This window comes from Paenibacillus glucanolyticus (assembly GCF_037333485.1).
GTDB lineage: Bacteria > Bacillota > Bacilli > Paenibacillales > Paenibacillaceae > Paenibacillus_AQ > Paenibacillus_AQ glucanolyticus.
In genome coordinates this window covers 6,102,549-6,127,390 of sequence record NZ_CP147845.1, presented here as the reverse complement: position 1 = coordinate 6,127,390, position 24,842 = coordinate 6,102,549, and the positions used below count along the sequence as shown (strand labels likewise).

The following is a 24,842-nucleotide window of genomic DNA, read 5'->3' as shown; positions in this document are numbered from 1 at the left end:
AAATATCAAGGTTTTTATCAATATTTTTAGGTGGTGCAGAAATAATGAAGGAACCTTCCCGCACAGGAAATCATCCCTTTTATTTGTCTTCCCGCATGCATTATCTGCGCGAGAATTTTATACATCCTCCGTTTGATTACGAGCACGAGTTAATGGAGGCCATACGCTTCGGGGACGAGAACAGGGCCATGGATATGCTGCGCAAGATTAACGAGCTGGAGGCCGCCGTGCTTGCGACATATCCGCTTCGATCCAAGAAGAATGCCTTAATTGCGTCTTGCACCCTGTTTACCCGGGCGATCATCAAGGGCGGCGTCGACCCGGAGATAGCCTTTCATTTAAGTGATACGCTAATCCTTGAGATTGAGAAAATGAGTGATGTGGAGCGGCTGGTTCATTTTGAATATGAAATGCTGGTGCAGTTTGTTTCGATGATTCGCTCCGAGAAGGAAGAAGTATCCTATTCGCATATTGTGAATCTGGCGATATATTACATCAGGGAGCATATTTTTGAGGAGCTGACCTTACAGCGGGTTGCAAAATATTTAAACGTTCACCCGAGCTACCTGTCCGATCGCTTTAAGCGGGAGACGGGTGTATCCATTACAACCTTTATGAATCGGCGGAAGATTGAAGAATCCAAGCATTTGCTGACCCATACAAACCAATCAATCTCCGAAATCGCGTTTACGTTCAAGTTCTGCAGCCAGAGTTATTATACGCAATTATTCAAGAATTTCACGGGGATGACCCCGAGAAAATTCCGAATCAGCGGTACGGCGCGATAACGAACGATTCAACGAACAACGAGAAGTGAGAGAAACGAGAAGAGAGAGAATGTCATGAACAAACTCAAGCAGAAAATGCTTCATCTCAGTCTGGAGAAGAAACTGATCGTTGCTTTCTCCGCATTTATCATTGTGCCGCTCATTCTGATCGGCGGGATTGTATCGTGGGTCTACGTAGAGAATAATCGGGGTACGATGATTGATGCTGCCGTGGAGAACAACAAACAAATCATCAAGAATATCGATACCTCCTTGCAGCCGCTGCTGCGGCTGTCGATGTTTCCGATCCAGGATTCCACGGTGTATCCCATCATGCGCAAGGATTATGGCAAGGTGACCTACCCATTGCTTGAGCGGGGGCGGGATTTCGATAAAGTGAACGGCTTGATCCAGAGCGGAGTCATGCTGTATTCCGATTTGATTGACTCGGTTGTCATCTACCACGAGAACAGCCAGTCTATCATCGGCAGAAGCAACAAGGAGTACATGAATTTCGCTTATTTCAAGCAGCAGTTCACGCGCGAGCCTTTTGTCCAGAAGATCAGAGGTGCCCACGGGCGCTTCGTTCCGGTAGGCATCCACCAGGAGAAACTGCTGTCCACCAAGGCTACTCCGGTCGTATCTGCCGGCCGAGCGATCATGGACCCCTATACAAAGGAAGATCTGGGCTTTATTCTGTTTAACATTTCGGTGGACAAACTGAAGACGCTCTGGAGCGATTCGGCATTTTCGGAGAACACGAATTTCTATCTGATTGATGAAGCGGATCATATCGTGCACAGCATTTATCCGGAGGAGATCGGGCTGCCGGCAGCCGAGGTGCTGGGGAGTGATTTTCAATATAACGCTGACGGTGAAGTCAATACGCAGATTAATCGGGATACGTACATGATATCTTCGTCCTCTTCTATGGCCGACTGGAAGGCGGTTACGGTAATTCCGAAAAAAGACCTCTTCTCCATTGTGTACCTGATGGTAGCCATCCTGATGGGCGCCTTGATTCTGCTGCTCGTGCTGTCCATTCTGATCTCGGCGCGCATCGCGACCACGATCATGAAGCCGCTGTCGGTACTGAACAGCAAGATGAAGCTTGTCTCCCAAGGTCAGCTTGACGTAAGCTTTGATACGAGGCAGCATGGGGAGATCGGCGTGATCAGCCATACCGTGGACCAGATGCTGCAGGAAATCCGCGATTTGATTGAGCGGATCTATGTGGAGGAAGAAGAGAAGCGGACGCTGGAGATGAATGCGCTGCAATCCCAGATTCGTCCGCATTTTATATATAACACGCTGAACGTGATCAAGTGGATGGCCAAAATCCAGGGGGCCACCGGCATTGAGGAAGCGCTGCAGGCCTTCTCTTCGGTCATCAAGTTTACGGTGAAGAAGGAGGGCAACTATGTGACCATTGCAGAGGAAGTCGAGTTTATGGAGAATTACACGAAAATTCTCGATTTCCGCTATTTTAATAAATTCGATGTTACGTATGAGGTTGAACCAGCCGTAATGAATCATAGGACGTTGAAATTTTTGCTTCAGCCCCTGGTGGAGAATGCAGTCTTCCACGGTTTCGAAGGTATCGATTATAAAGGGATGCTGGTGATATCCATATATGAGGAAGAAGAAACATTGATTATGAAAGTAAGTGATAACGGTCGCGGTTTTCCGGAGGGCGGACAAGCCAAGCAGGAGCAGGAAGGTCCTCGAGATACCTTCAACTCGATCGGACTAAACAATATAAGGAACCGGATATCTCTTCATTTTGGACCGGAGTACGGCCTGTGGATCAAGAGCGGAGAGCATGGCGGAACGGTGGCCTGGATTCGGGTTCCGATCATCACAGAAGAAGCAGGGTGATAGCAAGTGCGAATACTAATCGTAGATGACGAACCGCTCGTGCGCATCGGTATCAAATCGGCCATCGACTGGGAGGCCCAGGGTGTGGACATTGTCGGTGAAGCGGGCGACGGCGAAGAAGCGCTGCGCATGATAACGGAAACGGTACCGGACGTGGTGCTGCTGGATATCAAGATGCCGAAGATGGACGGAATCGAAGTGCTGCGGGCAATGAAGGAGCGGCAGCTGCCGGTTCAAGCCGTCGTGCTGAGCAGCTTCGACGACATAACGTATGTGAAGGAAGCTCTGAAGTTAGGGGCCTTCGATTACTTCCATAAGCCGGACATGAATGAGCGCGAGCTGACGGCGATGCTGAAGAGCATTCGGGAGCAGTTTGGAAGTCAGCAGGCTCCGGCCCGAACCGGAGCGAATGCACCCGGCAGCCGGAAGGAACAGATTCTATATGACGCGCTTCACGGGAACGTCCATGACCTGTCAGCAGAGACCGGGTTGAAAGAGGGCAATATGTATGTCGTTCTCTTCAAAATCAAGGATTATCAAGCGGTCATCAAGAGGTACACCAAAGAAACGGAATCGATCCTGCCTAATACGGTTCAGAACGTAGTAGGCGAGATTCTATCGACGGAGAAGGAAGTGGAGTTTCTTCGGCTGAATGAGCAGCTATATGCCGTATTTATAAGCAACAGCGAATTGAAAAGTCTGCTGGCATCGTTGACCCGCGTCAATAAAATGGTTCAGATGATCAGCTCGGCGCTAAAGCGCTTTGTGAATATTGACATCGTGCTGGGCATTAGCGATTGGTTTGCTGATTTTGACGGCATTTCCATGGGTTATGAGCAAGCAGGCAGAGCCTTGTCCCAGCAATTTTACCACCCGGAGACTTCGATATTTTATTATCAGCATCTGAGACAGAAGAGCGAGAGCGTTTATCAGCAGGCGGATGTCTATTTGAGCCAGATGAAGTCTGCGCTCAGGGAAGAAGCGAATGACCGGTTTCTCGAGCTGCTATCCACGTGGGAGAAGTTTCTGGAGCAAGAAGAGTGCATGGAAGAGAAGGATGTCCGCAAAGTGTATGAAGGCTTGAAGTTTATGATCGGGGAAAGCGGCGGCAAGCCAAGCGGAGCCGTGCAGGAAGAAGTTGCAGGCTTGGAGGGAATCCATGATTTTCAACAGCTGTCCGCTGCATACCGGACCCTGTTCGAAGCACGGTTTAAGCATCGCCACGATCTGGGGTTTAAGGGATACAGCCAGCTCACGCGCAATATTATGGAGTACACGGAGGAACATTATGCGGAGAGCCTCTCGCTGAAGCTGTTCGGGGAGCTGTTTCATGTCAGTCCGAATTACGTCAGCCGGCTTTTTAAACAGGAGGTCGGTCAAGGACTGTTCGATTATATCAACGAGCTTCGGATCGAGAAGGCGAAGGTGCTGCTTAAGAACTACCGCTACAAAATTTATGACGTTGCCGAGATGGTAGGGTTTAATAATCAGGCCCATTTTGCGATTGTATTTCAGAAATACACAGGCTTTTCTCCTAAACAGTATAGGAAAGAAGAAGTGTGATAATCGAAAAGAAAGTATGATTTTTAATAAAAATGATCTTACCGCACAATCTATTAATAAAAAAATAGTCAATTTTAAAAAATTAATCATCATTTGATTAATTTTTTTTATTGCCCTCGCTCTTTATGATTAAGGTGCAAGTTAAAACGAAAAGAAATGTAGGGGGTAGCATCATGGGTAAAGTGAACAGGAAGTTTTCTGCCATGCTGGTGTTGTGCCTGGCTCTTGTTGTTGGGTTGACCGCTTGTGGCGGCAATAAAAGCGCTGACAATACAGATAACGGATCTGGAGATGCAGGAGAAAAAGTGACGGTGAATTTCGGATTCTGGGGTACGGCACAGGATTTGGAGATTTACCAGAAAGCAGCAGACACCATCTCCGAGCAATATCCGGAGCTTGAACTCAAAATTAAACAATATCCGAGCAGTGAGCAATTCTGGAACACGCTGCCGGGCGAAATCGCTGCCGGCGTTGCGCCTGATTTCATTAAGATGTCCAATGAAGGTGCTTACGAATACATCAACAAAGGGTTGTTCTCGCCAATCGATGAACTGGTTCAAGCGGCTGGCGTTGACATGAGCCGTTTCCCGGATGCGTCGAAGAAAATTTGGAACGTGGACGGCAAGCAATACGGCGTGCCGAACAGCGATATGCCGGCGATGTTCTTCATTAACGAGCAGATGTGGAAAGATGCCGGTCTCGGCGAGTACCCGACGACTTGGGATGAAGTGATCGAAGCGGCAAAAGTGCTGAACAAAGGCAATGTGAAGGGCATTATCGTGAACCTGGATGCCTTCCATATCACGAACTACGTGAAGAGCTTCGGCGGCGGCTGGGGCAACGGTGAGACCATCAACTCGCCAGAGAACGTGAAGGCGCTGGAAATGATCATCGATATGTATGACGAAGGACTTGCTGTAACACCGAAATCACTCGGCTTCGGCTGGGATGGCGAAGTGTTCAGCAATGAGCAGGGCGCAATGAGTACGGGTGGCTACTGGTACAAGGGTTACCTGAAGGATGCGAATCCGGATCTGAAAATGGTAGCCATTCCGGTTCCTAAAGGAACAACTAACGGAAGCACCATGAGCTCGGATGCTTACATGGTACTGAAAGACGCGAAGAACAAAGAAGCTGCGCTGAAAGCTGCTTATTATATGACCAATGACGATACGCAAACCGCATTCATGGAGCTCGGCTTTAATCCGGCGGTATCCTCGTTGTCCGAGCAGTATTTCGAGAAAAACCCTGAATTCAAGGCGCTGCAGCCTGCGCTGGAGTACAGCACAGACTATGGTTATCCGACGGATACCAAGCGTTTCACGGATGAACTCGTTAAAGAATTGGAAGGTTTGATTCTGGGCGGCTCCGGTAAAACGGCTCAGCAAATTCTCGATGACATTCAAGGCCAGTTCAAATAAGAAAAAGGCAACACCCGCTCCCGCTCCTTGTTCTCAGGGGAGCGGGAGCCTTTGTTCACCTATTAGAATTTGAGTAAGGGAGCGGGGGATAACTCATGTCCGATTACAGCAGCAAGCAAGCTGATTTGAAAGGGAGCAGGATTAGACAGTCTTGGTTCCGTTCGTTGGCAGACTCCGACAAGACGCTGGGCTGGTTGTTTTCACTGCCCTTTTTGATTTTGTGGGCGTGGTGGTTTCTATATCCATTTATCCAGTCATTTGTAAGAAGCTTTCAGGATGCGAATTTTGCCGCCTTGGACCAGGCCAAATTCATCGGTCTGGAAAACTATGTGACGATCCTTCAAGATAAAGAGTTCTTCCAGGCGCTGCTTCATTCCCTGGAAATCGTTGTCATCTCAATTCCGATACAGACGCTGCTCGGTCTGCTTCTGGCCATCCTGGTCAATCAGAAGCTGAAGGGCAAAGGGATATTCCGCACGGTATTCTTCATTCCATATATCACCTCGCAAATCGCAATCACAACCGTGTTCATGATGCTCTTTAAGCAGGGGACCTTTTTGACGGAGTTTTTCGGAGCTTTGGGTTTCGGGAATGTGACCTGGTTTGCGGATACAAGCTATGCGCTCTTGTTTGTATGTATCCTGTTTATTTTCCAGCAAGCCGGCTTTACCATGATCGTGTACTTGTCGGGCCTGCAGGAGATTCCGAAGGATCTGTACGAGGCAGGTGAAATCGACGGGGCGTCCAAATGGAACAAGTTCCGCTACATTACGGTGCCGTACCTGAAGCCGATCACCTTCTTTATCGTGTCGGTATCCACCATTGCCGGGTTCCAGATTTATGATCAGATTGCGGCGATTTCCCGTTATGGCGCACTCGGTTCGCCAGCTGGCGCTACCAGCACGGTGGTGACGTATTTCTACCAGCACGGGATTCGATACATGAACATCGGTTACGGCAGCGCGGCGGTGGTACTGTTCTTCATGATCATCATGTTGATTACGTATCTGCAAAAAAAATTCTTGGATGAGAAGGAGTGAGCGTAATGTTGACCCGTACGAATAATGGTCGGCCGTTTTTGTACATCGGCACGATTATCCTTGGGCTCTTGTTCGTCCTTCCATTTCTCTATACCCTCTATACGTCCATCATTCCGATGCGCCATGTCAACACCTTGACATCGCCGGCCAACTGGACGTTCGAGAACTTTAAAATCTTCTTTACGAATGATGCTTATAATGTGCCGAGATGGTTTCTGAACACTGTGATTATGACCGGCGCTGTCGTGATCGGGAACCTGATCATTAACCCGATGGCAGGCTTTGCACTGGCCAAGCTGAATTTCAAGGGCAAAGGCCTGATCTACTGGATCGTTGTTGCCACCATGATGGTGCCGTACCATATGATCCTGATCCCGGTTTACGTGAACGTGGCGCAGCTCGGATGGCTGAACACGTTCTGGGGGTTAACGGTGCCGTTCCTGTATCAAGGTCTGTACATCTTCATGCTGCGGCAGTTCTTCATCTCGGTTCCGAATGAATTCCTGGAAGCAGCGCGGATGGACGGCTTGACGAAGATGGGCGCCTTCTGGCGGATCGTGTATCCACTGGCCCGTTCATCACTGATTACGATGTCGATTCTTGCTTTTGCCGGAACATGGAACAGTTATCTCGTTCCGAGTACGCTTGCGAACACGCCGGAAATGTATGTGCTGGTTGTCGGCCTGAACAGTGTGAAGGATATGTTCTTTGAGAATACACCGATGATTATGGCGGGCGTTGTGCTATCCACACTGCCGATCATCCTGTTCTTCTTCCTGTTCCAGCGCCAATATATCGAGGGAATCTCGAACGCCGGTGTCAAAGGTTGATATAGGAGCATGGGGAGGGATTAGCGATGGATAACGTGGAACGGCGTGCGAAGGATCTTCTTGCGCAGATGACCTTGACGGAGAAGGTTGGTCAGACAGTTCAGTACGGCCGGTGTGAGGAGCCGGAGCTGAAGCTGGTTGCCGAAGGCAAGATCGGGTCATTGCTGAATGTACATGGTCCGAAAAAGATCAACGAGCTTCAGCGGCTGGCCGTGGAGGAAACCCGCCTCGGAATTCCGCTTCTGATTGGGGATGACGTCATTCATGGCTTCCGCACCATCTTTCCGATTCCGCTGGGCGAGGCCGCCAGCTGGGATCCCGAAGGGATGGAGAAGAACGCCCGCATTGCGGCCGTAGAGGCCGCAGCGCAAGGGATTCGCTGGACCTTCGCGCCGATGGTTGACATCACGCGCGACCCCCGGTGGGGTCGCATCGCGGAGAGCACGGGGGAGGATGTTTATCTGTCCTCTCTGGCCGCTGCCGCGAAGGTCAGAGGATTTCAAAGCCCGAATGAGGACGGTTATCCGACGGTAGCGGCATGCGTGAAGCATTTTGCCGGGTACGGCTGGATTGAAGGCGGCAGGGACTATGATACAACCGACATGTCGGAGCGGACGCTGCGCGAAACCGTGTTGCCCCCGTTCTATCAAGGGATTCAGGCCGGAGCGCTATCCGTGATGAGTGCCTTCAGTGAACTGAACGGCGTTCCTGCTTCCGGAAGCCGTTATCTCCTGCGGGATATATTGAAGGGGGAATGGGGCTTTGACGGGATGGTGGTCAGCGATTGGGAGTCGATCGAAGAGCTGATCTACCATGGCTATGCCGAGGATCGGAAGGATTCCGCGTTGAAGGGGCTGGACGCGGGGGTGGATATGGACATGCACGCCGGTGTCTATCTTGATCATCTGGAAGCATTGATCCAGGACAATCCCGAGCTGCTCAAGCAACTGGATGATGCGGTGCTCCGCATATTACAGGTGAAATTCCGGCTCGGATTGTTCGAGCATCCGTATGTGAGCGAGGAAGCTGAAGCGAACGGAGATGCGCCGAAAGGGCAAGCCATTCCTGCTGCTCATCTGGAGCAGGCCAGGGACAGCGCCCGGAAATCGATTGTGCTGCTGCAGAATAACAGCGGGATTTTACCGCTGGATACCGGCAAGCACAAGAGGCTGGCGTTAATTGGGCCGCTGGCGGATGACCGCCACAATTCGATGGGCTGCTGGGCCTGGAAAGGCCGCGATGAAGACGTGATCACGGTATGGGATGCGTTCCAATCGGAAATCGCGCCGAAGGCCGAGGTGTTCTATGAGCCGGGCAGCGGCATTCTGGAGGAGCTGGATGGCGGAGTGAAGCGGGCTGTCGAGCTTGCCAAGCAGTGCGATGTTGCGGTTGTCGTTGTGGGCGAATCCGAAGCCATGACGGGCGAGCATTACAACGTCACCTCCATTACGCTTCCATCCTGCCAGGAGTCTCTGATTCAGGAACTGAAGCGTCAGACCGACACGCCGGTTGTGGTGGTGCTGATGAATGGACGCCCTCTTGCTGCTCCGTGGCTGCACGAGTTTGCCGATGCTGTGGTGGAAGCATGGCACCTTGGAACAACGACAGGGTACGCACTCGTGGATGTGCTGACTGGAGCGCATAACCCGAGCGGCCGCCTCCCGGTTACCGTTCCGCGCGCCACGGGCCAAATTCCGATGTATTACAACCGGAAGAATACCGGACGTCCTCATCTGTACGAGGATTATATCGATTGCGACGATTCTCCGCTGTATCCGTTCGGATATGGCCTGAGTTATACAACGTTTGAGTATACGGACATGATGCTGGACCGGCATCAGATCAGCCGGGATGAAGCCGTGCATCTTACCGTGAACGTAACGAATACCGGCCAGAGGGCTGGCGAGGAAACTGTTCAGCTGTACATCCGCGACCTGGTTGCAAGCTCGACCCGGCCGGTCAAAGAGCTGAAGGGATTCCGCAAGGTGCAGCTTGCACCCGGAGAGAGCCAGACGGTGCATTTTACGCTGGGACGGGAGGAACTTGGGCTCTTGGATGAGAGGCTGGACTTTACGGTGGAGCCCGGGAAGTTCCATGTCTGGGTCGGACCGCATTCGGAAGAGGGGCTGCAGGCTGAGTTCGCGGTTGTTAAATAAACCGGAATAGAAGGGGGATTCATACATGGACTACCGTGTTATTAAGGAAGGAGATTTGTTCTTTCTGACCGGGCTTAACGGAGATATCGTCCTGGGAGATGATCAAGGCCATGGTTTGTATACGAAGGATACGCGCTTCTTGAGCCGAATGGAGGCATTCATCGATGGGGAGAAGCCTTCGCTGTTGTCCTCTGCCGGAGACAAGAGTTATGTTGCTTCCTTCCGCCTGATGAAGGAGGCCAAGGATGAAGGGGCTGTTGAAGTACATCGTGAGCGCTTCATCTACAGCGGCATCCTGTACGAGCGCTGCACGCTGACCAATTATTTTGTTGGGGATTCCCATTTCGAGTTCTCGGTTTCCTTTGACGCCGATTTTCAGGATATGTTCCTGGTTCGTAAATACCGTACCGGGGAAGTTGGCAGGATGGAGGAAATTCGAACAGGGGATCTGGAGATGACGCTGGCTTACATGGGAGCGGATAACTTGAGAAGACAGACCCGTATTTCCTGGGATGCAGACGGTGGTCAGGCGGATCAGACCGGCACGGTTAGCTTTCCGCTGTCTCTGAAACCTCAAGAACAGAAGGTCATTACCTTCTGTATCACACCGATGACGGAGCAGCATCCCGCAGCGGAGCCGCTGACCTATGAAGAGGGGCTGAAGAAACTGGAGGCCTCCTATGAAGAGTGGTATGAAAACAGCTCGCGGGTGCAGTCGGATTCCGCGCTGTTCAGCGGCTTGTACCAGAGAGGGCTGCAGGATCTGCGCATGCTGACGACCGATGTGGGCTTCGGCGATACAACAGTCGCGGGGCTGCCGTGGTTCGCGGTTCCATTCGGCAGGGACAGCTTGATCACGGCCCTGTTCATGCTTCCGGTGAACCCGCAGCATGCCAAGGGGACCTTGAGAACGCTGGCAGCTTATCAAGGCGAGAAGACGGACCCTTGGCGGGATGAGCAGCCGGGCAAAATCATGCATGAGATTCGCTATGGAGAGCTTGTCACGACGAATCAATCGCCCTTCTCGCCGTATTACGGTACCATCGATTCCACACCGCTGTTTCTGGCGCTGATCGGCGAGTATTACCGCTGGACAGGCGATCTTTCCTTGGCGGAGGAATTGAAGCCAAACATGCTGCGGGCATTGGATTACATCGACGCCTCGCTTGAAGCGGGCTCCGGCTTCATGGCTTACAAGCAGGAAGCCGAGAAAGGCTTCCCGAACCAGGGCTGGAAGGATTCCGCCAACTCGATCATCCATGAGAATGGGGAGTATGCGGAATCTCCGATCGCACTGTCGGAGGTCCAGGGCTATGTGTATCAAGCCAAGGCATCGCTGGTGCCCGTTTTTGCAGAGTTAGGCGAGCCGGAACGGGCCCGCAGGCTGGAGACGGAAGCCGCGGAGCTTCGGGCTCGATTCGAATCGGCCTTCTGGATGGAGGATGAGATGTGTTATGCCATCGCACTGGATAAGGATCTCCGTCAGGTGCGCAGCGTATCCTCGAATCCCGGGCATCTGCTTATGAGCGGGCTGCCGGAAGAGAGCCGGGCGAAAGCCCAATCCAAGCGGATGCTCAGAAGCGACATGTTTAACGGATATGGAATCCGCACGATGAGCACAGACTCCACGGGATACTATCCGATGAGTTATCACAACGGGAGTGTATGGCCGCATGATAATGCCATGATCCTGCTGGGACTTGGCAAGCAGGGATTCAAGGATGAGGCGGGTAAGGTCATCTCCGGCCTGCTGCAGGCTTCGGCGCATTTTGAGTACCAGCGTCTGCCGGAGCTGTTCTGCGGACATGATGCGAAGCTCGGTTATCCGGTTCCATACCCGACAACCTGTTCGCCGCAGGCATGGGCAGCGGGAACCTCGATTGCCTTCCTGCAGGCGATGCTCGGATTGTATCCGAATGCAGCGAGGAAGGAAATTGCGTTGTCTCCGTTCCTTCCGGAAGGGATGAATGAGCTGAAGGCCGAGCGGATTGCCATCGGAAACGGGCATCTGTCCGTATTCGTCGTACGGGAAGCCGGCAGCAGCACGTTTAAAGTCCAAGTACTTGAGAATACAACCGGATTCAATCTTGTGGATTGATCTTTTATCAGATTCTGTGTGCACGAACAACCTGACTCTTAATACTTAAGGGTCAGGTTGTTTTTGGTTGAAATTAGAGGAACGTATGTTCTATAATAGTGGAGTGAGTTTGAATGGATTGTTGTATACATACCGGATGGGAGAGAAACTATGAATTCCTATTGTACATATGCATTACATCAGATTGAAGTTGCCGTTGTATCCATCGTGGCGATAATCGACAAGCTCGATGAAGCGGATTTGCTCGTTAAGCCGACCGAGGACAAACATTCTGTCGGGGAATTGCTCAAGCATATCGCCGTCATCTGCCGGGCCGATTTCCACATATCACAAGGAGCTGCGCAGGAGGAGATGAGCGCCTATTATGCAGGTGTATCGATTCATAACCTGAAGGATATACAGGCTGAATTGTTAAGCAACTATTCGTATCTGGAACAGGCGTTCAGAGAGATGACGGAAGAAGAGCTTCATCATGAGATGACGTCCTACTGGGGCGTCACCTATTCGAGGTACGAATGGCTGCTTGAAATACTGGGTCATGTGTACCACCACCGGGGACAGCTGCATGCGATGCTGGTTCACTGTAACGGAAAGGACCCGAAGGTCCCGTTATTCGAATAGCCATGGGATGGAGGAGATCCATCCGGGCCGGATAAGGGGGCGTTCTTGTCCGGCCTTTTTTCTGACCTGACCATATTAAAACTCCTTTCCTTCCTCGCATAGAAATCCACCTAAAAAACATACGATCGCGCATCGTCAATCGATCTGGAAATCCTTTATAGTAATGACACAGCATGGAATATGTTTGCCACCCATCGTTAAGCTTCCCGCAGGTTTACGCACGGCGTCATGATGTTTCTGTTTTTGCAGCAGCACCTGAACCAGCATACCCTCTCATTATGTTTATTGCATTCTTCCTTATAAACTGCCAGTGCGCGAGATTTTGCCTATGTTCGGGTGATCCAACAGGGTTATTCGTGCTGGGGGCGTGATGGGGAGGATAGCGGCGGCGGTTGACCAACACAGGGCACATAGGAACATAGGAGTTCAAGGGAGGTGATCGGCACGAACGGAACATAGTTGTAAGCGCATACTTATTTCTTCCGGCATGCGGCCGGGAAGACGAGACTAACGTATGCAACGTACACAAGGAAAACATTTGATATCAGGAGGTTGGATCATGAAATCCAGAAGGTTGATGAATAGAATCAAACCTGCTGTCATGAGTTTACTCGTATTGATGCTGATATGGACACAGCTGATCATGGTGCCTGACCCGGGCTTTGCTGAGGGATCCCATACCGATTCGCATCCAGCCGTTCAGATTGGAGATGGGCAGCAATGGGATGGCGATCCGGCGGCGGGGGAACCCGCTATGGATCAACCGGGCGGAGGCCGGCCCGGCTCCGGTCATGAGGAGGTGCCAGGAGATGGCTCAGGCGATGAAGGCACCCCGGGCGGCGGGTCCGAAGGAGGTAAAGCACCTGCATCCGGCGAAGACGCCAAAGCGCCAGCAGCCGAGGATGCCGTAATCGCAGCGGAGCCAGGCAATCTGGCGGCTGGCAAGAATATGACGGCCAGCTCCTATAACCAGACCTATGCTGCCGGGAATGCCAATGATTCTAACCAGGCTACCTACTGGGAGAGCAGCAACAACGCCTTTCCTCAGTGGCTTCAGGTGGATCTGGGCAGCTCCTACAGTGTCAACAAAGTGATATTGAAGCTGCCTGCGAACGGGTGGGAGACGAGATCTCAGACGTTGACCGTACAAGGCAGCAGCAACGGCTCAGCGTTCAACAACCTGTCTTCTTCCGCTGCCTATACATTTAATCCGGCAGACGGCAATAAGGTTACGATCAATCTGACCGCGCAATCGGCGCGATATGTACGGCTGCTTTTCACCGCCAATACCGCATGGCCAGCCGGTCAGATTTCCGAGTTCGAAGTGTACGGCCAGGCACCGGCCGGGGATACAGAGGCACCGACTGCCCCGGGCAACCTCGCTTATACTGAGCCAGCTTCAGGCCAAATTAAGCTGACCTGGTCGGCATCAGCGGACAATGTCGGCGTAACGGGGTACGATATATACGCCAATCAGGCAGTGCGGGCAAGCGTAGCCGGCAATGTGCTGACGTATACGGATAATCAGCCTGCTGCCGCCACGGTCAGTTACTATGTGAAGGCCAAAGACGCAGCCGGTAATGTATCTGCCGCCAGCAACACGGTGACCCGCACAGGCAGCGGCGGCGGAGGCAACGGAACCAATCTGGCGCTGAACAAGCCGATCACGGCTTCCTCGAACGAGTACATTTATGCTGCTTCCAATGCCAATGATGGCAGCTTGAGCACGTATTGGGAAGGCAGTGCCAACCGTTATCCGCATACGCTGACCGTTGATTTAGGCTCCAACGCGGACATTTCGTCGGTTGTGCTGAAGCTGAATCCGGATAGCCAATGGGGAACGCGGGCGCAGACAATTCAGGTGCTGGGCCATGATCAGAACAGTAACGCCTTCACAAATCTGGTATCCGCTGCGCAGTATACCTTTAACCCGGCCACGGGCAATACGGTGACCATTCCGGTTACTGCCAAAGTGAATGCCGTGGAGCTGAGGATCACGGCCAATACGGGTTCATCGGGAGGACAGATTGCCGAGTTTCAAGTTATCGGCACGCCTGCTTCCAATCCGGACTTGACCATTACGGGAATGTCCTGGACACCGGTGAACCCGGTGGAAACCGACAGCATTGTATTAACGGCTGTAGTGAAGAACATCGGGACCCTCTCTTCCGGGGCAACAACCGTCAATTTCTACCATGGCAATACCAAGCTCGGTACTTCGAATGTGGCGGGACTCGCAGCCGGTGCTTCGGCTAACGTGACCTTGAATCTCGGTGCCAAGGAGGCGGGAACATATCAACTCACGGCCAAGGTGGATGAGAACAATGCCGTCATGGAGCAGAACGAAGCCAATAACAGCTATACGCATCCGACATCCATGGTCATCAGCCCTGTTCAAAGCTCCGACCTGGTGGCAGCGACCAGTTGGTCACCGGGCAATCCGGCTGCCGGAAACAGTGTGAATTTCACCGTTACGGTGAAGAACCAGGGTACGGCCGCGTCCGCTGGAGGTGCCCACGGCATTAAGGTGACCCTGAGCGATGCGAATACAAACAACGTCATTCAGACCTTTACAGGCACGGTGAATGGCGTCATCGCCAGCGGGGCTTCGGCTCAGCCGGTGAACGTAGGCAGTTGGACGGCGGCCAACGGCAAGTACAACGTGAAGACCGAGGTGGCCGTGGATGCCAATGAGCTGCCGGTGAAGCAAGCTAACAACATCGCAACAAGTCCGCTCTTTATCGGACGGGGGGCGAATATGCCTTATGACATGTATGAGGCCGAGGATGCCGTCGTTGGCGGCGGAGCGGCTGTGGTCGGGCCGAACCGCAACATCGGGGATATTGCCGGTGAAGCATCCGGCCGGAAGGCGGTCACACTCCATTCAACAGGCAGCTTCGTAGAGTTCACGACGAAAGCCAGCACGAATAGTCTGGTTACGCGCTTCTCGATTCCGGATGCGCCTGGCGGCGGAGGGATCGATGCCACCCTGAACGTCTATGTGGATGGTGTCTTTACCAAGACCATCAATCTCACTTCCAAATATGCATGGCTCTATGGCGATGAGGCCAATCCAAGCAACAGCCCATCTGCAGGAGCACCGCGTCACATATACGACGAGGCCAACATCATGTTTGATACCACCATCCCGAAGGGAAGCAAAATCCGCCTGCAGAAGGATGCAGCCAACACAAGCCAGTACGCCATTGATTTTATCAACCTGGAGCAGGTGACATTAATCCCGAATCCGGACCCGGCTAAATATGTCGTTCCCGCAGGTTTTACGCATCAGGACGTGCAGAATGCTTTGGATAAATTCCGCATGGATACAACGGGGAATCTGGTCGGCGTCTATCTCCCGGCCGGAACCTATCAGACATCGAATAAGTTCCAGGTTTACGGCAAACCGGTGAAAATCGTTGGTGCGGGCCCATGGTTTACTCGCTTTACCGGCCCATCGTCACAGAACAATACCGATATCGGATTTTCCATCAATGCAACGGCGAACGGCTCCACCTTCGCGAACTTTGCATACTTTGGCAATTACACCTCCCGGATCGACGGACCGGGTAAAGTGTTCGATTTCTCGAACGTTGCGAACATGACGATCGATAACATCTGGGTGGAGCACCAAGTGTGCATGTATTGGGGCGCCAATACGGATTACATGAAAATTACCAACTCCCGGATCCGCAACGTGTTTGCTGATGGGATCAACATGACCAACGGCAGCACGAACAATCTCGTGAGCAACATTGAAGCACGGGCAACAGGGGATGACAGCTTTGCTCTGTTCTCCGCGATTGATGCGGGAGGGGCAGACGAGAAGGATAACGTCTACGAGAATCTGACTTCGCTGCTGACCTGGCGTGCGGCGGGCCTTGCGGTATATGGAGGATACGGCAATACGTTTCGTAATATCTACATTGCGGATACGCTCTGTTATTCCGGCGTCACGATCAGCTCGCTGGATTTCGGATACCCGATGAACGGCTTCGGCGCATCGCCGCCGACCCAATTCGAGAATATCTCGATTGTCCGTGCGGGCGGCCATTTCTGGAACCAGCAGACCTTTCCGGCAATGTGGCTGTTCTCAGCCTCAAAGGTGTTCCAGGGCATTCGGGTAACGGACGTGGACATTATCGATCCGACTTACCACGGCATCATGTTCCAGACCAATTATGTTGGCGGGCAGCCGCAGAACCCGGTCAAGGATACGATCTTTACGAACATTACGATCTCCGGTGCGAAAAAGAGCGGCGACGCATTTGACGCGAAGTCCGGCGTAGGAATCTGGGCTAACGAAATGCCGGAGCCGAACCAAGGTCCGGCCGTGGGCAGTGTGATCTTTAATAACCTGAAGATCACCGATACCGTAACGCCGATCAAGAATAACACCTCGACGTTTACGATTCAGGTGAATCCGTAATCCCCAAGGTGTAGAGCAGTCAGCGCATTTTGCAGACCAAACGGTTAAGCGCCTGAAACAGGCGCATGGAAGCATGGATTGGCAGGTCGTCCGATACCCTCGGGCGGCCTGTTTCCATCCTGTGCGATCTCCGTGGCACGATCTGCCCTTCTATATGCCCCATAACCAGGGACGATTGCAAACGGAGTTGACGTTCTTTTTACAAAGCGCCATGATATTTATTACATTCAGCTCACATTCTTTTAAATTCGACAAATTAATACAATATTCGCTATAGACTCTAGCTAAATCATTCCACTATGATAGATATTAAATAGCTGATCGAGCTATTCTGAAAGCGTTCTCCCCATGTTCGCTGAATCGAAAATGATCCTAAGTCTAGGAGGGAACCTACCAAACCAGGCATATAGTAAAATCTGTTATCAGCTAAATGGAAAGCGCATTCATGACGTGTGGATTGTGTGCAGCGAGCGTCGTTAACACATATTTTACACATCGTTAATACTCACATGATCCTATCGCTTTATCATAGTGAGTGTTCGGTAAAGGGGGACACGCACTTATGACAGATCAGAAGAGAAGCCGTCTTCCCGTGATCGCTTCGATTACCAAGCTTGAACAGATCGATGCGGCTGTGAGCAGCGCGGTGGAACGGGTGAACCTGATGACAGGTGACATCATGAAACTAAGGGATATCGTAAGTCGGCTGCACTCCTCAGGCAAAAAAGTGTTTGTTCATTTGGAAATGGTAAGCGGGATTGGTCGTGACAATTCGGCTGTGCAGTATTTGGCGGATTCGTATCGGATCGATGGGATCATTACCACGAAGACCAATACGGTGGCAGCAGCGCGGCAAGCAGGCATCAGCTCGATACAGCGTGTGTTTGCCATTGATACGACAGCTTTAAGAACCGCCGTGAAGATGATCGGACAAGCGCGTCCGGACGAGGTGGAGCTGATGCCGGGACTTATGCCCCGCGTGATCCGCGACCTGAAGAAGGAAATTCACTGTCCGCTAATTGTGGGAGGTTTTTTACGAAGCGAAGAAGAAATCGATGAGGCACTGGCTAACGGTGCAGATCTCGTATCTACGGGTGATGCGCGCTTTTGGAAATAAAGCGTCCTGTAGGATTAATGGATATACTACAATTACATATTTGCTAGGGGTGGAGACGATGAGATAACCCGAGTAGCAGCTACTTTAGCTTTTATAGGAGGTGGTGGCTCTTAGGTTGCGCTCTTTTGACGTCTCTATTTTTGTGCGCTTTTTAAGGGATAGAAGGGTTGATTGGATGAGGAGCTTTCCTCATTCCTGAGGGTCCATGTGCCGCAGGGCTGGCATTGGGATGGATGAAGTGTGGATAGACAAGCCATTATTCAGAAGAAGTTGATTCGAAAGGGGCTAGAGATCATCAATGAAAAAGAAATCATGGTTGTTGACGTTACTGACCATATTTATGGTCATCACCACGGCATGCGGAGGCGGCGGTGGAAGTGAAAGTGCTGGAGGCGAGGTTTCGCTGGATGATGTGGAAGCCGCTTCAATGGATATGAAGAACGATACAACACCTGTCAAAATCCAATACTGGCATGCCCACGCGGATGCCCAGCTTGAAGGCTTGAATTACATGATTGCAGAGTTTCAGAAGAAGTATCCTCATATTACGGTAGAACCGGTGTTCCAAGGCGGTTATCCTGACCTTCACAAGAAACTGTCGGCTGCCGTAGCTGCGAATAATGTACCGGCCGTGACCAATGTGGAGGTATCGTCCCTCGCGAACTTTGCGGACAGCGGCGTATTTGCCGACCTGGGTCCATGGATCAAGCGCGATGAAGTGAAGATGGACGATTTTGCTCAAGGGATGCTGAACGCCTATGCCTACAACGGCAAGCAATTCGGATTCCCGCTGATTGTCAGCACCAGCGTGTTCGTCTACAACAAAACGATGCTGGACGAGCTGGGCGTGGAGCCTCCTGCGAAATGGGATGAGATTGAGGATTTCAATGCAAAGGTAACAAAAAAGGAAGGCGACAAAACGACTCGCTATGCCTTCTCGGTTCCAGGTTGGGATACGTGGTACTATGACCCTTGGAACATTAACGGCGGCGGACAAATCCTGACGGAGGACCTGAGTGCTTCCGCTGTCGAGAACGAGGATTCCCTCCGCTACCTTCAGAATTTCTACAAATGGCAAAATGACGGCAGTATGCATATGGGCTTCGGTAAAGGAGCTTCCGACAATATGCGGCAAATGTTCCTGAACGGTGAAATCGCCATGGTACAGCACACTTCCGCGATGTTGAAGATGTACCGCGAGAATGCAGACTTCGAAGTCGGCGTATCCTTCATTCCTGGTGATAAAGTCCGTACCTCCAACATTGGCGGCGCAGGTATCGTCATGATGGAAGGTGCCAAGGATCTGGAGAAAGAAGCAGCATGGAAATTCATCGAGTTCATGACTTCAGCTGAGCAGAACATTAAATGGGCCGAATCCGTTGGATACCTGCCTACAAGAAAATCCGCGATCGAGTCGGAGGAAGGCGATCAATATTTCGAAAGATGGCCGCAATACCGATCGGTTTACGAGCATTTTGATGAAGTGACACCGCGTATGCAGCACCCGGCTTATCCTGAATTCAGTGAAGTGTACAAAGAAGTTGTAGGGGAAATGGTGCTGAACAAAAAAGATCCGACACCACTTATGCAGGATGCGGCCAAGAAGATCAACGATATTCTGGCTGACTATGAGTGATGCCTATGGAGACCAATAAACAAGTGACTAAGGCGGCGTCCAATCGGGCGACCGCTTCGGTCTCTAAACGGATGTCTCATACGTTAATGGAGAAGTGGAAGGACTTTTCATTCGCGGTCCCGGCGCTGCTGTTCATGGGCGTGTTCCTGTATTATCCGCTGGGCTATTCCGTCTACATCAGCTTCACGAATTGGAATATGACTCGTCCCGTGAAAAAGTTCGTAGGCGTTGATAACTATACGCGTCTTCTGGGCAGCGCGGATTTCTATCAGTCCCTGAAGGTCACGTTCCTGTACACCTTGATGGACGTTGTATTCACGCTTGTGATCGGGCTGCTGCTGGCGCTGCTCCTCAATGTGTCCTCGTCACGTCTGTTCGGCTTCATGCGCGGTGTCATCTTCATGCCATATTACGTGTCGATGGTGGTTGCAGCCATGGTATTCACCTGGATATACAACGGACAATACGGGCTTCTGAATTCCGTTGTATCCTGGTTTGGCATGGACCCTGTCCAATGGCTGACCAATCCCTCCACGGCATTACCGGCATTGGTTGCCGTTTCGGTATGGAAGGGCGTGGGCTTCGCGATGATCCTCTTTATTGCAGGCATGCGGGGGATTCCGGCGGAGTATTACGAGGCGGCTTCGATTGATGGGGCCAGCAAGCTTCGGCAGTTCCGCAATATTACACTGCCACTCTTGTCGCCGATGACCCTGTTTCTTGTCATTACCAGTTTTATTTCCTCCATGCAGGTGTTCCAGTCAATTGACGTAATGACAGACGGCGGTCCGCTCAAGGCCACAAACGCTATTGTGTACTGGATCTATACGATGGCTTTCGATGAATTCAAGACAGGAAGAGCCTCTGCGCTTGTCATGATTCTGTTCGTTATCATACTGCTGTTAACATTGGTTCAATGGGTGGTCAGCAGGAAGAAGGTGCACTATGAAGGATAATTATATGGCCGGGTCAGCCAAGAACCGCAAGACCATGATGACGCTTCGCATCATCGGAGCCGTCATGGTAACGCTTGTCATGTTCTTTCCGGTGTATTGGCTGCTGATCAGTGCGCTCAAGACGCAGTCTGAGATGCGGATGGCCGTTCCTACATTCTGGCCGGAAACCTTTGCCTGGCAGAACTTTGCCGAGGCCTTCCGGGTGATCCCTTATGCGCGGTTCTTCAGTAATACGCTGCTGATGGCGGTAGGAACGATTATTTTGCAGCTGAATGTGGCGCTGATGGCGGCATATGCTTTTGCGAAGGGGCAATTCTGGGGACGGGACGCTCTGTTCTTACTGGTTCTGGCTGCACTGATCGTGCCGGAGCAGGTCATTTTCGTTCCGGTGTACGTCATGATGTCCAAGCTGGATTGGCTGGACACCTTCTGGGCGCTCATCGTGCCTCATGGAGCTTCTGCTTACGCGATATTCCTGCTTAGGCAGGCCTTCAAATCCATCAACAATGACGTGCTGGAAGCAGCGCGCGTGGATGGAGCCGGAAGGTTCTCGATTCTGTATAAGCTGTTGTTTCGGATGGCAATGCCAACGATTGTCACCATGGGCGTCTTAATCTTCATCTCGTCCTGGAACTCGTATTTCTGGCCGCTCATCATGACCAACGACAACGATATGCGCGTGCTTACGGTAGGTATTGCCATGCTGCGGGATTCCATTGCCGGCAATGAAGCGATGTTCTTCAATGTTATTATGGCGTCCAGCGTCATGGCTATTATCCCGATCGTGCTGGTGTTTACGGTCATGCAGAAGCATATTGTAGCCGCCATGGCGAATTCAACATTTAAATAACCTCATTTTATTCGTTAAGAGATTAGGCGGAGTTGACGGAGAAAGCCTGCATCCCTTGGCACCGTTACCGAGGAGGACATATTCTTGAGAGACATTCGCCTGATCGTAAGCGATTTAGACGGTACGTTATTGTCACCCGATCATTCGTTAAGTGAACATGTAGCAGGGACTATCCGGCAATATGTAAAGGAAGGCGGCCTGTTCACGGTAGCAACGGGACGACCGTATCGGACTGCGATGCCTGTGATTCAGGAACTGGGAATCGATATCCCCGTCATTCTGAGCAATGGAGCCGTGCTCGCAGAAGGCGGGCGCGTCCTGGAACGATACTGTTTGTCCGTAAAGAACATCGCTGATATGCTGCTGGACTTCCACCTGATGGGACTGAGCGTGTTGTTATTCCGCGAGCACGAAATCCAGACCTTTGCACGCACCGAAGAGATCGAAGCCTATGAGCATAAGGAGCGCGTATCCTGCTCCGTGATATCTGCCCGATCTTCCCGCTGGACGGCGGGGGAGCTGGAGAAAGTGATATTAATCGGGAATCTGCTCGCATTCAACACGGTGTGGGACCGGTGGGAAAGCGTCCACCGCCATGCCGTTTCTCCGTTTCAGTCCGAGGCTGACTACGTGGAGCTTGTCTCGGGACAAGTCAGCAAAGGATTTATGCTGCAGCGTCTATCCCGCACGCTTGGGATCGAAGCGGGGCGGATCATGGCGATAGGCAATCAGATGAATGATCTGTCCATGCTGCAGCTGGCAGGGATTGGAGTATCGGTAGCGAACAGTCCTATAGAGCTTCAAATGGCATCCGATTACGTAAGTCAGGCATCTTATGGCGAAGGCGTGATCGAAGCCATCAATCGATTTGTACATGGAGGGAAGGGAATATGGAAGTACGGGGACTGGCCCATAGAGGATATCCGCTAAAATATCCGGAGAATACGATGCTCGGTTTTCAAAAAGCGCTGGAGCTTGGCTTCTCGCATCTGGAGCTGGATGTCCAGCTGACGAAGGACGGCGTGCCCGTTGTGATACACGACCCGACGGTAAACCGGACAACCAACGGTACAGGAGCGATCAACGCCTTCACGCTAGAGGAAATACGCAAGCTGGACGCAGGACAGGGAGAGGTCATTCCAACGCTGGAGGAGGCGCTGCGTTTTGCCAAGGATCGGATGATCGTGGACATTGAGCTGAAGCAGATGGGCGATACCTATCCGGGGCTGGAGGAGAAGGTCATCAACGTGATCAAGGAAACGGGTATGGAGAAGCAGGTCTTCCTGACCTCCTTCGATCATTATTCCGTTGAACGGGCACGTGCGCTTGATCCGGACATTGAGCTGGGCCTGGTTATATACGGGGCGACCCCTTCCGTTTTTCCGTATCTGGAAGCGATCGGGGCCCGGTATGTATCCGTAAAATACGTTTATGTGACCCCGAAGTTCATGGAGGAAGCACGCAAGCGGAACATCCAGCTCATTGTCTGGACACCGGATGATGAAGCAGCTCTGGAGACGCTTGCCCAATATCCGGAATTGTTGATCGTGACGAACAATTTGGAGGGCTGGGCCAAGGTATACCAAGAGAAGATTGCCCAGAACGCGTGAAACTCAAAAGAGGCAACGGCAGTTGGAGTGACGGATAACAGGCACTCGCATCATTCGAGTTCAGTACATCAGTGTAATTCTATCCTTCCGATGATGTCCGGCTTGCGGGTTGATGGAGATCGGCATGAACATAGAATGAAAAGGATCTGTCCCGGCATTTCATAATGGGGCAGATCCTTTTTCTAGTTATTTCGATAACCCATAAGGGTCTTGAAAATCCTAACTCTTGAGCGTCCTAATTACTGATGTGTATTCGCATAATCCCAGGAATTCCAGCATGGCTGCAATTCCTGAAAATTCAATGAAAATTTTCAGTTGACCTACGGACAATTGTCCGTTAGAATTTAAAAAGCATAATCGGACAATTGTCCGCAGACATCATTTTAAGGAGGATAAGGTCTTGGATATGGGAGTGGGGCCAAGTACGGCCAAGATTGATTTAAGCAAGTTAAAGAGAGGGCCGATTGTAGCCGCACTGATTATTGGCGCGTTCGTTTCCATCTTGAATGAGACGCTGCTCAACATCGCTTTCCCAAGCTTGATGGAGCAGTTTAGTATTGGGGAGTCCACGGTTCAGTGGCTGTCCACTTCGTATATGCTGGTTGTCGGTATTCTGGTGCCGGTAACCGCGCTGCTTCAAATGTGGTTTACCACCAGGCAGATGTTTATCGGTGCTATGACGCTGTTCTTAATCGGTACCGTGATCAGCGGTATATCGCCGACCTTTGGCGTGCTGCTGTCCGGACGGATTTTGCAGGCAATAGGAACGGGTCTGCTGATCCCGATTCTGATGAATACGATCCTCAGCATTTATCCGCCTGAGAATCGCGGCGGAGCGATGGGAATGATCGGTTTGGTCATGATGACGGCTCCGGCGATCGGACCTTCGCTATCCGGTTTGATTGTGGATGCTCTTAGCTGGCGCTGGTTGTTTTTCCTCATCATTCCGCTGGCGGCATTTTCGATTGTTTTTGCATTTATATATCTAAAAAACGTTACAGAGCTCACCAAGCCGAAGGTGGATTTTATCTCCATTATTCTGTCATCCGTCGGATTCGGGGGAATTGTGTACGGCTTCAGCAGTGCCGGTGAAGGCGGCTGGTCTGATCCGAAGGTCACATGGTTCATTGCCGCCGGTGCGGTCAGCTTGCTGCTATTTGTATGGCGTCAGCTGAAGATGGACCAGCCGATGCTGGATATGCGCACGTTTAAGTTTCCGATGTTCTCGCTCGTCACGGTGCTGATGCTGGTGCTGATGATGAGTATGTTCTCCACCATGATCATGCTGCCGTTGTTCCTGCAGAATGCACTTGGTTTGACCGCACTGGCGGCAGGACTTGTCATGATGCCGGGGGGTATCGTCAACGGTCTGATGGCCCCGATATCAGGCAAGCTATTTGACAAATTCGGTCCGAGAGTTCTCATTATTCCTGGACTGGTGCTGTTGTCCCTCTCGATTTTCCTGTTCTCGAGAGTGGATTCTTCCTGGACCGGTGGTTATGTTATCTTCCTTCATGTTATGATGATGGTTGGCATATCTATGGTCATGATGCCGGCCCAGACAACAGCACTAAACCAGCTGCCGCGCTTGCTGTACCCGCATGGAACAGCGATTATGAGCACACTGCAGCAGGTTGCCGGAGCTATTGGTATGGCGCTCTTTATCAGTATCATGTCATCAGGAGCTAAAAATTATGTCGAGACGACCGGGGATATGAATCCGGTGGAAAGTATGATTGCAGGCCTTCAAAGCGCCTTTATAATCGGATTTGTTCTTGCAATAGTGGCCTTGGTGCTGGGCTTCTTCGTCAAACGAACAACTTCACCCGTAGAAGAAGAACAGTCTGCCGCATAAGATTCCCGTTTGTTC

Annotated in this window: 17 protein-coding genes; all 17 read left to right on the top strand. The window is 51.6% G+C overall.

The genetic code is table 11. The features are described from left to right. Window positions 1–44 precede the first annotated feature (44 nt). The 17 genes from WDY75_RS28305 to WDY75_RS28225 all read left to right on the top strand — a co-directional run bounded on the left by WDY75_RS28305 (window position 45) and on the right by WDY75_RS28225 (window position 24,827). Window positions 45–788, top strand: coding sequence for a helix-turn-helix domain-containing protein (locus WDY75_RS28305; RefSeq protein WP_006207843.1), 744 nt, complete (start codon window positions 45–47; stop codon window positions 786–788). 54 nt (window positions 789–842) lie between these two features. After that, complete coding sequence (locus WDY75_RS28300) at window positions 843–2,645, top strand: sensor histidine kinase (protein ID WP_063478428.1); 1,803 nt, start codon at window positions 843–845, stop codon at window positions 2,643–2,645. A 6-nt stretch (window positions 2,646–2,651) separates the two neighbouring features. Further along, the gene (locus WDY75_RS28295; protein WP_063478429.1) at window positions 2,652–4,208 is read left to right on the top strand and encodes a response regulator; all 1,557 of its coding nucleotides are present in this window, start codon (window positions 2,652–2,654) and stop codon (window positions 4,206–4,208) included. A gap of 173 nt (window positions 4,209–4,381) precedes the next feature. Next, window positions 4,382–5,629 (top strand): ABC transporter substrate-binding protein, encoded by a 1,248-nt coding sequence (locus WDY75_RS28290; RefSeq protein ID WP_006207846.1) that lies wholly within the window; start codon window positions 4,382–4,384, stop codon window positions 5,627–5,629. A 95-nt stretch (window positions 5,630–5,724) separates the two neighbouring features. Beyond that, entirely contained in the window at window positions 5,725–6,669 is a 945-nt protein-coding gene (locus WDY75_RS28285) for a carbohydrate ABC transporter permease (protein ID WP_063478430.1), read from the top strand. A gap of 5 nt (window positions 6,670–6,674) precedes the next feature. Then, complete coding sequence (locus WDY75_RS28280) at window positions 6,675–7,499, top strand: carbohydrate ABC transporter permease (RefSeq protein WP_063478431.1); 825 nt, start codon at window positions 6,675–6,677, stop codon at window positions 7,497–7,499. 26 nt (window positions 7,500–7,525) lie between these two features. Continuing rightward, entirely contained in the window at window positions 7,526–9,655 is a 2,130-nt protein-coding gene (locus WDY75_RS28275; RefSeq protein ID WP_063478432.1) for a glycoside hydrolase family 3 N-terminal domain-containing protein, read from the top strand. A gap of 25 nt (window positions 9,656–9,680) precedes the next feature. Beyond that, entirely contained in the window at window positions 9,681–11,753 is a 2,073-nt protein-coding gene (locus WDY75_RS28270; RefSeq protein WP_063478433.1) for an amylo-alpha-1,6-glucosidase, read from the top strand. A 150-nt stretch (window positions 11,754–11,903) separates the two neighbouring features. Beyond that, window positions 11,904–12,374: a DinB family protein gene (locus tag WDY75_RS28265; protein ID WP_063478434.1), complete on the top strand. Its 471-nt coding sequence runs from the start codon at window positions 11,904–11,906 to the stop codon at window positions 12,372–12,374. A 559-nt stretch (window positions 12,375–12,933) separates the two neighbouring features. After that, window positions 12,934–16,803: a discoidin domain-containing protein gene (locus WDY75_RS28260; RefSeq protein ID WP_063478435.1), complete on the top strand. Its 3,870-nt coding sequence runs from the start codon at window positions 12,934–12,936 to the stop codon at window positions 16,801–16,803. Window positions 16,804–17,365: 562 nt separating this feature from the next. Then, window positions 17,366–17,920 carry a glycerol-3-phosphate responsive antiterminator gene (locus tag WDY75_RS28255; RefSeq protein WP_006207853.1) on the top strand — a complete coding sequence of 185 codons (555 nt, stop codon included), beginning with the start codon at window positions 17,366–17,368 and terminating at the stop codon, window positions 17,918–17,920. 298 nt (window positions 17,921–18,218) lie between these two features. Continuing rightward, entirely contained in the window at window positions 18,219–19,556 is a 1,338-nt protein-coding gene (locus tag WDY75_RS28250; RefSeq protein WP_063478436.1) for an ABC transporter substrate-binding protein, read from the top strand. Continuing rightward, window positions 19,556–20,512: an ABC transporter permease subunit gene (locus WDY75_RS28245; protein ID WP_040680186.1), complete on the top strand. Its 957-nt coding sequence runs from the start codon at window positions 19,556–19,558 to the stop codon at window positions 20,510–20,512. Before WDY75_RS28250 ends, WDY75_RS28245 begins: the two co-directional genes overlap by 1 nt. Further along, entirely contained in the window at window positions 20,502–21,362 is an 861-nt protein-coding gene (locus WDY75_RS28240) for a carbohydrate ABC transporter permease (protein ID WP_036643985.1), read from the top strand. Before WDY75_RS28245 ends, WDY75_RS28240 begins: the two co-directional genes overlap by 11 nt. A gap of 84 nt (window positions 21,363–21,446) precedes the next feature. Further along, window positions 21,447–22,292: an HAD family hydrolase gene (locus tag WDY75_RS28235; protein WP_006207858.1), complete on the top strand. Its 846-nt coding sequence runs from the start codon at window positions 21,447–21,449 to the stop codon at window positions 22,290–22,292. Continuing rightward, on the top strand, window positions 22,253–22,972 hold the full coding sequence (locus WDY75_RS28230; protein ID WP_036643981.1) for a glycerophosphodiester phosphodiesterase family protein: 720 nt from the start codon (window positions 22,253–22,255) through the stop codon (window positions 22,970–22,972). Before WDY75_RS28235 ends, WDY75_RS28230 begins: the two co-directional genes overlap by 40 nt. A 406-nt stretch (window positions 22,973–23,378) precedes the next feature. Beyond that, window positions 23,379–24,827 (top strand): MDR family MFS transporter, encoded by a 1,449-nt coding sequence (locus tag WDY75_RS28225; protein ID WP_228029905.1) that lies wholly within the window; start codon window positions 23,379–23,381, stop codon window positions 24,825–24,827. Window positions 24,828–24,842 lie beyond the last annotated feature (15 nt).

Bases quoted from the DNA above. Each gene is read 5' to 3' on its own strand.
- WDY75_RS28305 (WP_006207843.1), top strand. From the start codon at position 45: ATGAAGGAACCTTCCCGCACAGGAAATCATCCCTTTTATTTGTCTTCC.
- WDY75_RS28300 (WP_063478428.1), top strand. From the start codon at position 843: ATGAACAAACTCAAGCAGAAAATGCTTCATCTCAGTCTGGAGAAGAAA.
- WDY75_RS28290 (WP_006207846.1), top strand. From the start codon at position 4,382: ATGGGTAAAGTGAACAGGAAGTTTTCTGCCATGCTGGTGTTGTGCCTG.
- WDY75_RS28285 (WP_063478430.1), top strand. From the start codon at position 5,725: ATGTCCGATTACAGCAGCAAGCAAGCTGATTTGAAAGGGAGCAGGATT.
- WDY75_RS28280 (WP_063478431.1), top strand. From the start codon at position 6,675: ATGTTGACCCGTACGAATAATGGTCGGCCGTTTTTGTACATCGGCACG.
- WDY75_RS28275 (WP_063478432.1), top strand. From the start codon at position 7,526: ATGGATAACGTGGAACGGCGTGCGAAGGATCTTCTTGCGCAGATGACC.
- WDY75_RS28270 (WP_063478433.1), top strand. From the start codon at position 9,681: ATGGACTACCGTGTTATTAAGGAAGGAGATTTGTTCTTTCTGACCGGG.
- WDY75_RS28265 (WP_063478434.1), top strand. From the start codon at position 11,904: ATGAATTCCTATTGTACATATGCATTACATCAGATTGAAGTTGCCGTT.
- WDY75_RS28260 (WP_063478435.1), top strand. From the start codon at position 12,934: ATGAAATCCAGAAGGTTGATGAATAGAATCAAACCTGCTGTCATGAGT.
- WDY75_RS28255 (WP_006207853.1), top strand. From the start codon at position 17,366: ATGACAGATCAGAAGAGAAGCCGTCTTCCCGTGATCGCTTCGATTACC.
- WDY75_RS28250 (WP_063478436.1), top strand. From the start codon at position 18,219: ATGAAAAAGAAATCATGGTTGTTGACGTTACTGACCATATTTATGGTC.
- WDY75_RS28245 (WP_040680186.1), top strand. From the start codon at position 19,556: ATGCCTATGGAGACCAATAAACAAGTGACTAAGGCGGCGTCCAATCGG.
- WDY75_RS28240 (WP_036643985.1), top strand. From the start codon at position 20,502: ATGAAGGATAATTATATGGCCGGGTCAGCCAAGAACCGCAAGACCATG.
- WDY75_RS28230 (WP_036643981.1), top strand. From the start codon at position 22,253: ATGGAAGTACGGGGACTGGCCCATAGAGGATATCCGCTAAAATATCCG.
- WDY75_RS28225 (WP_228029905.1), top strand. From the start codon at position 23,379: ATGGGAGTGGGGCCAAGTACGGCCAAGATTGATTTAAGCAAGTTAAAG.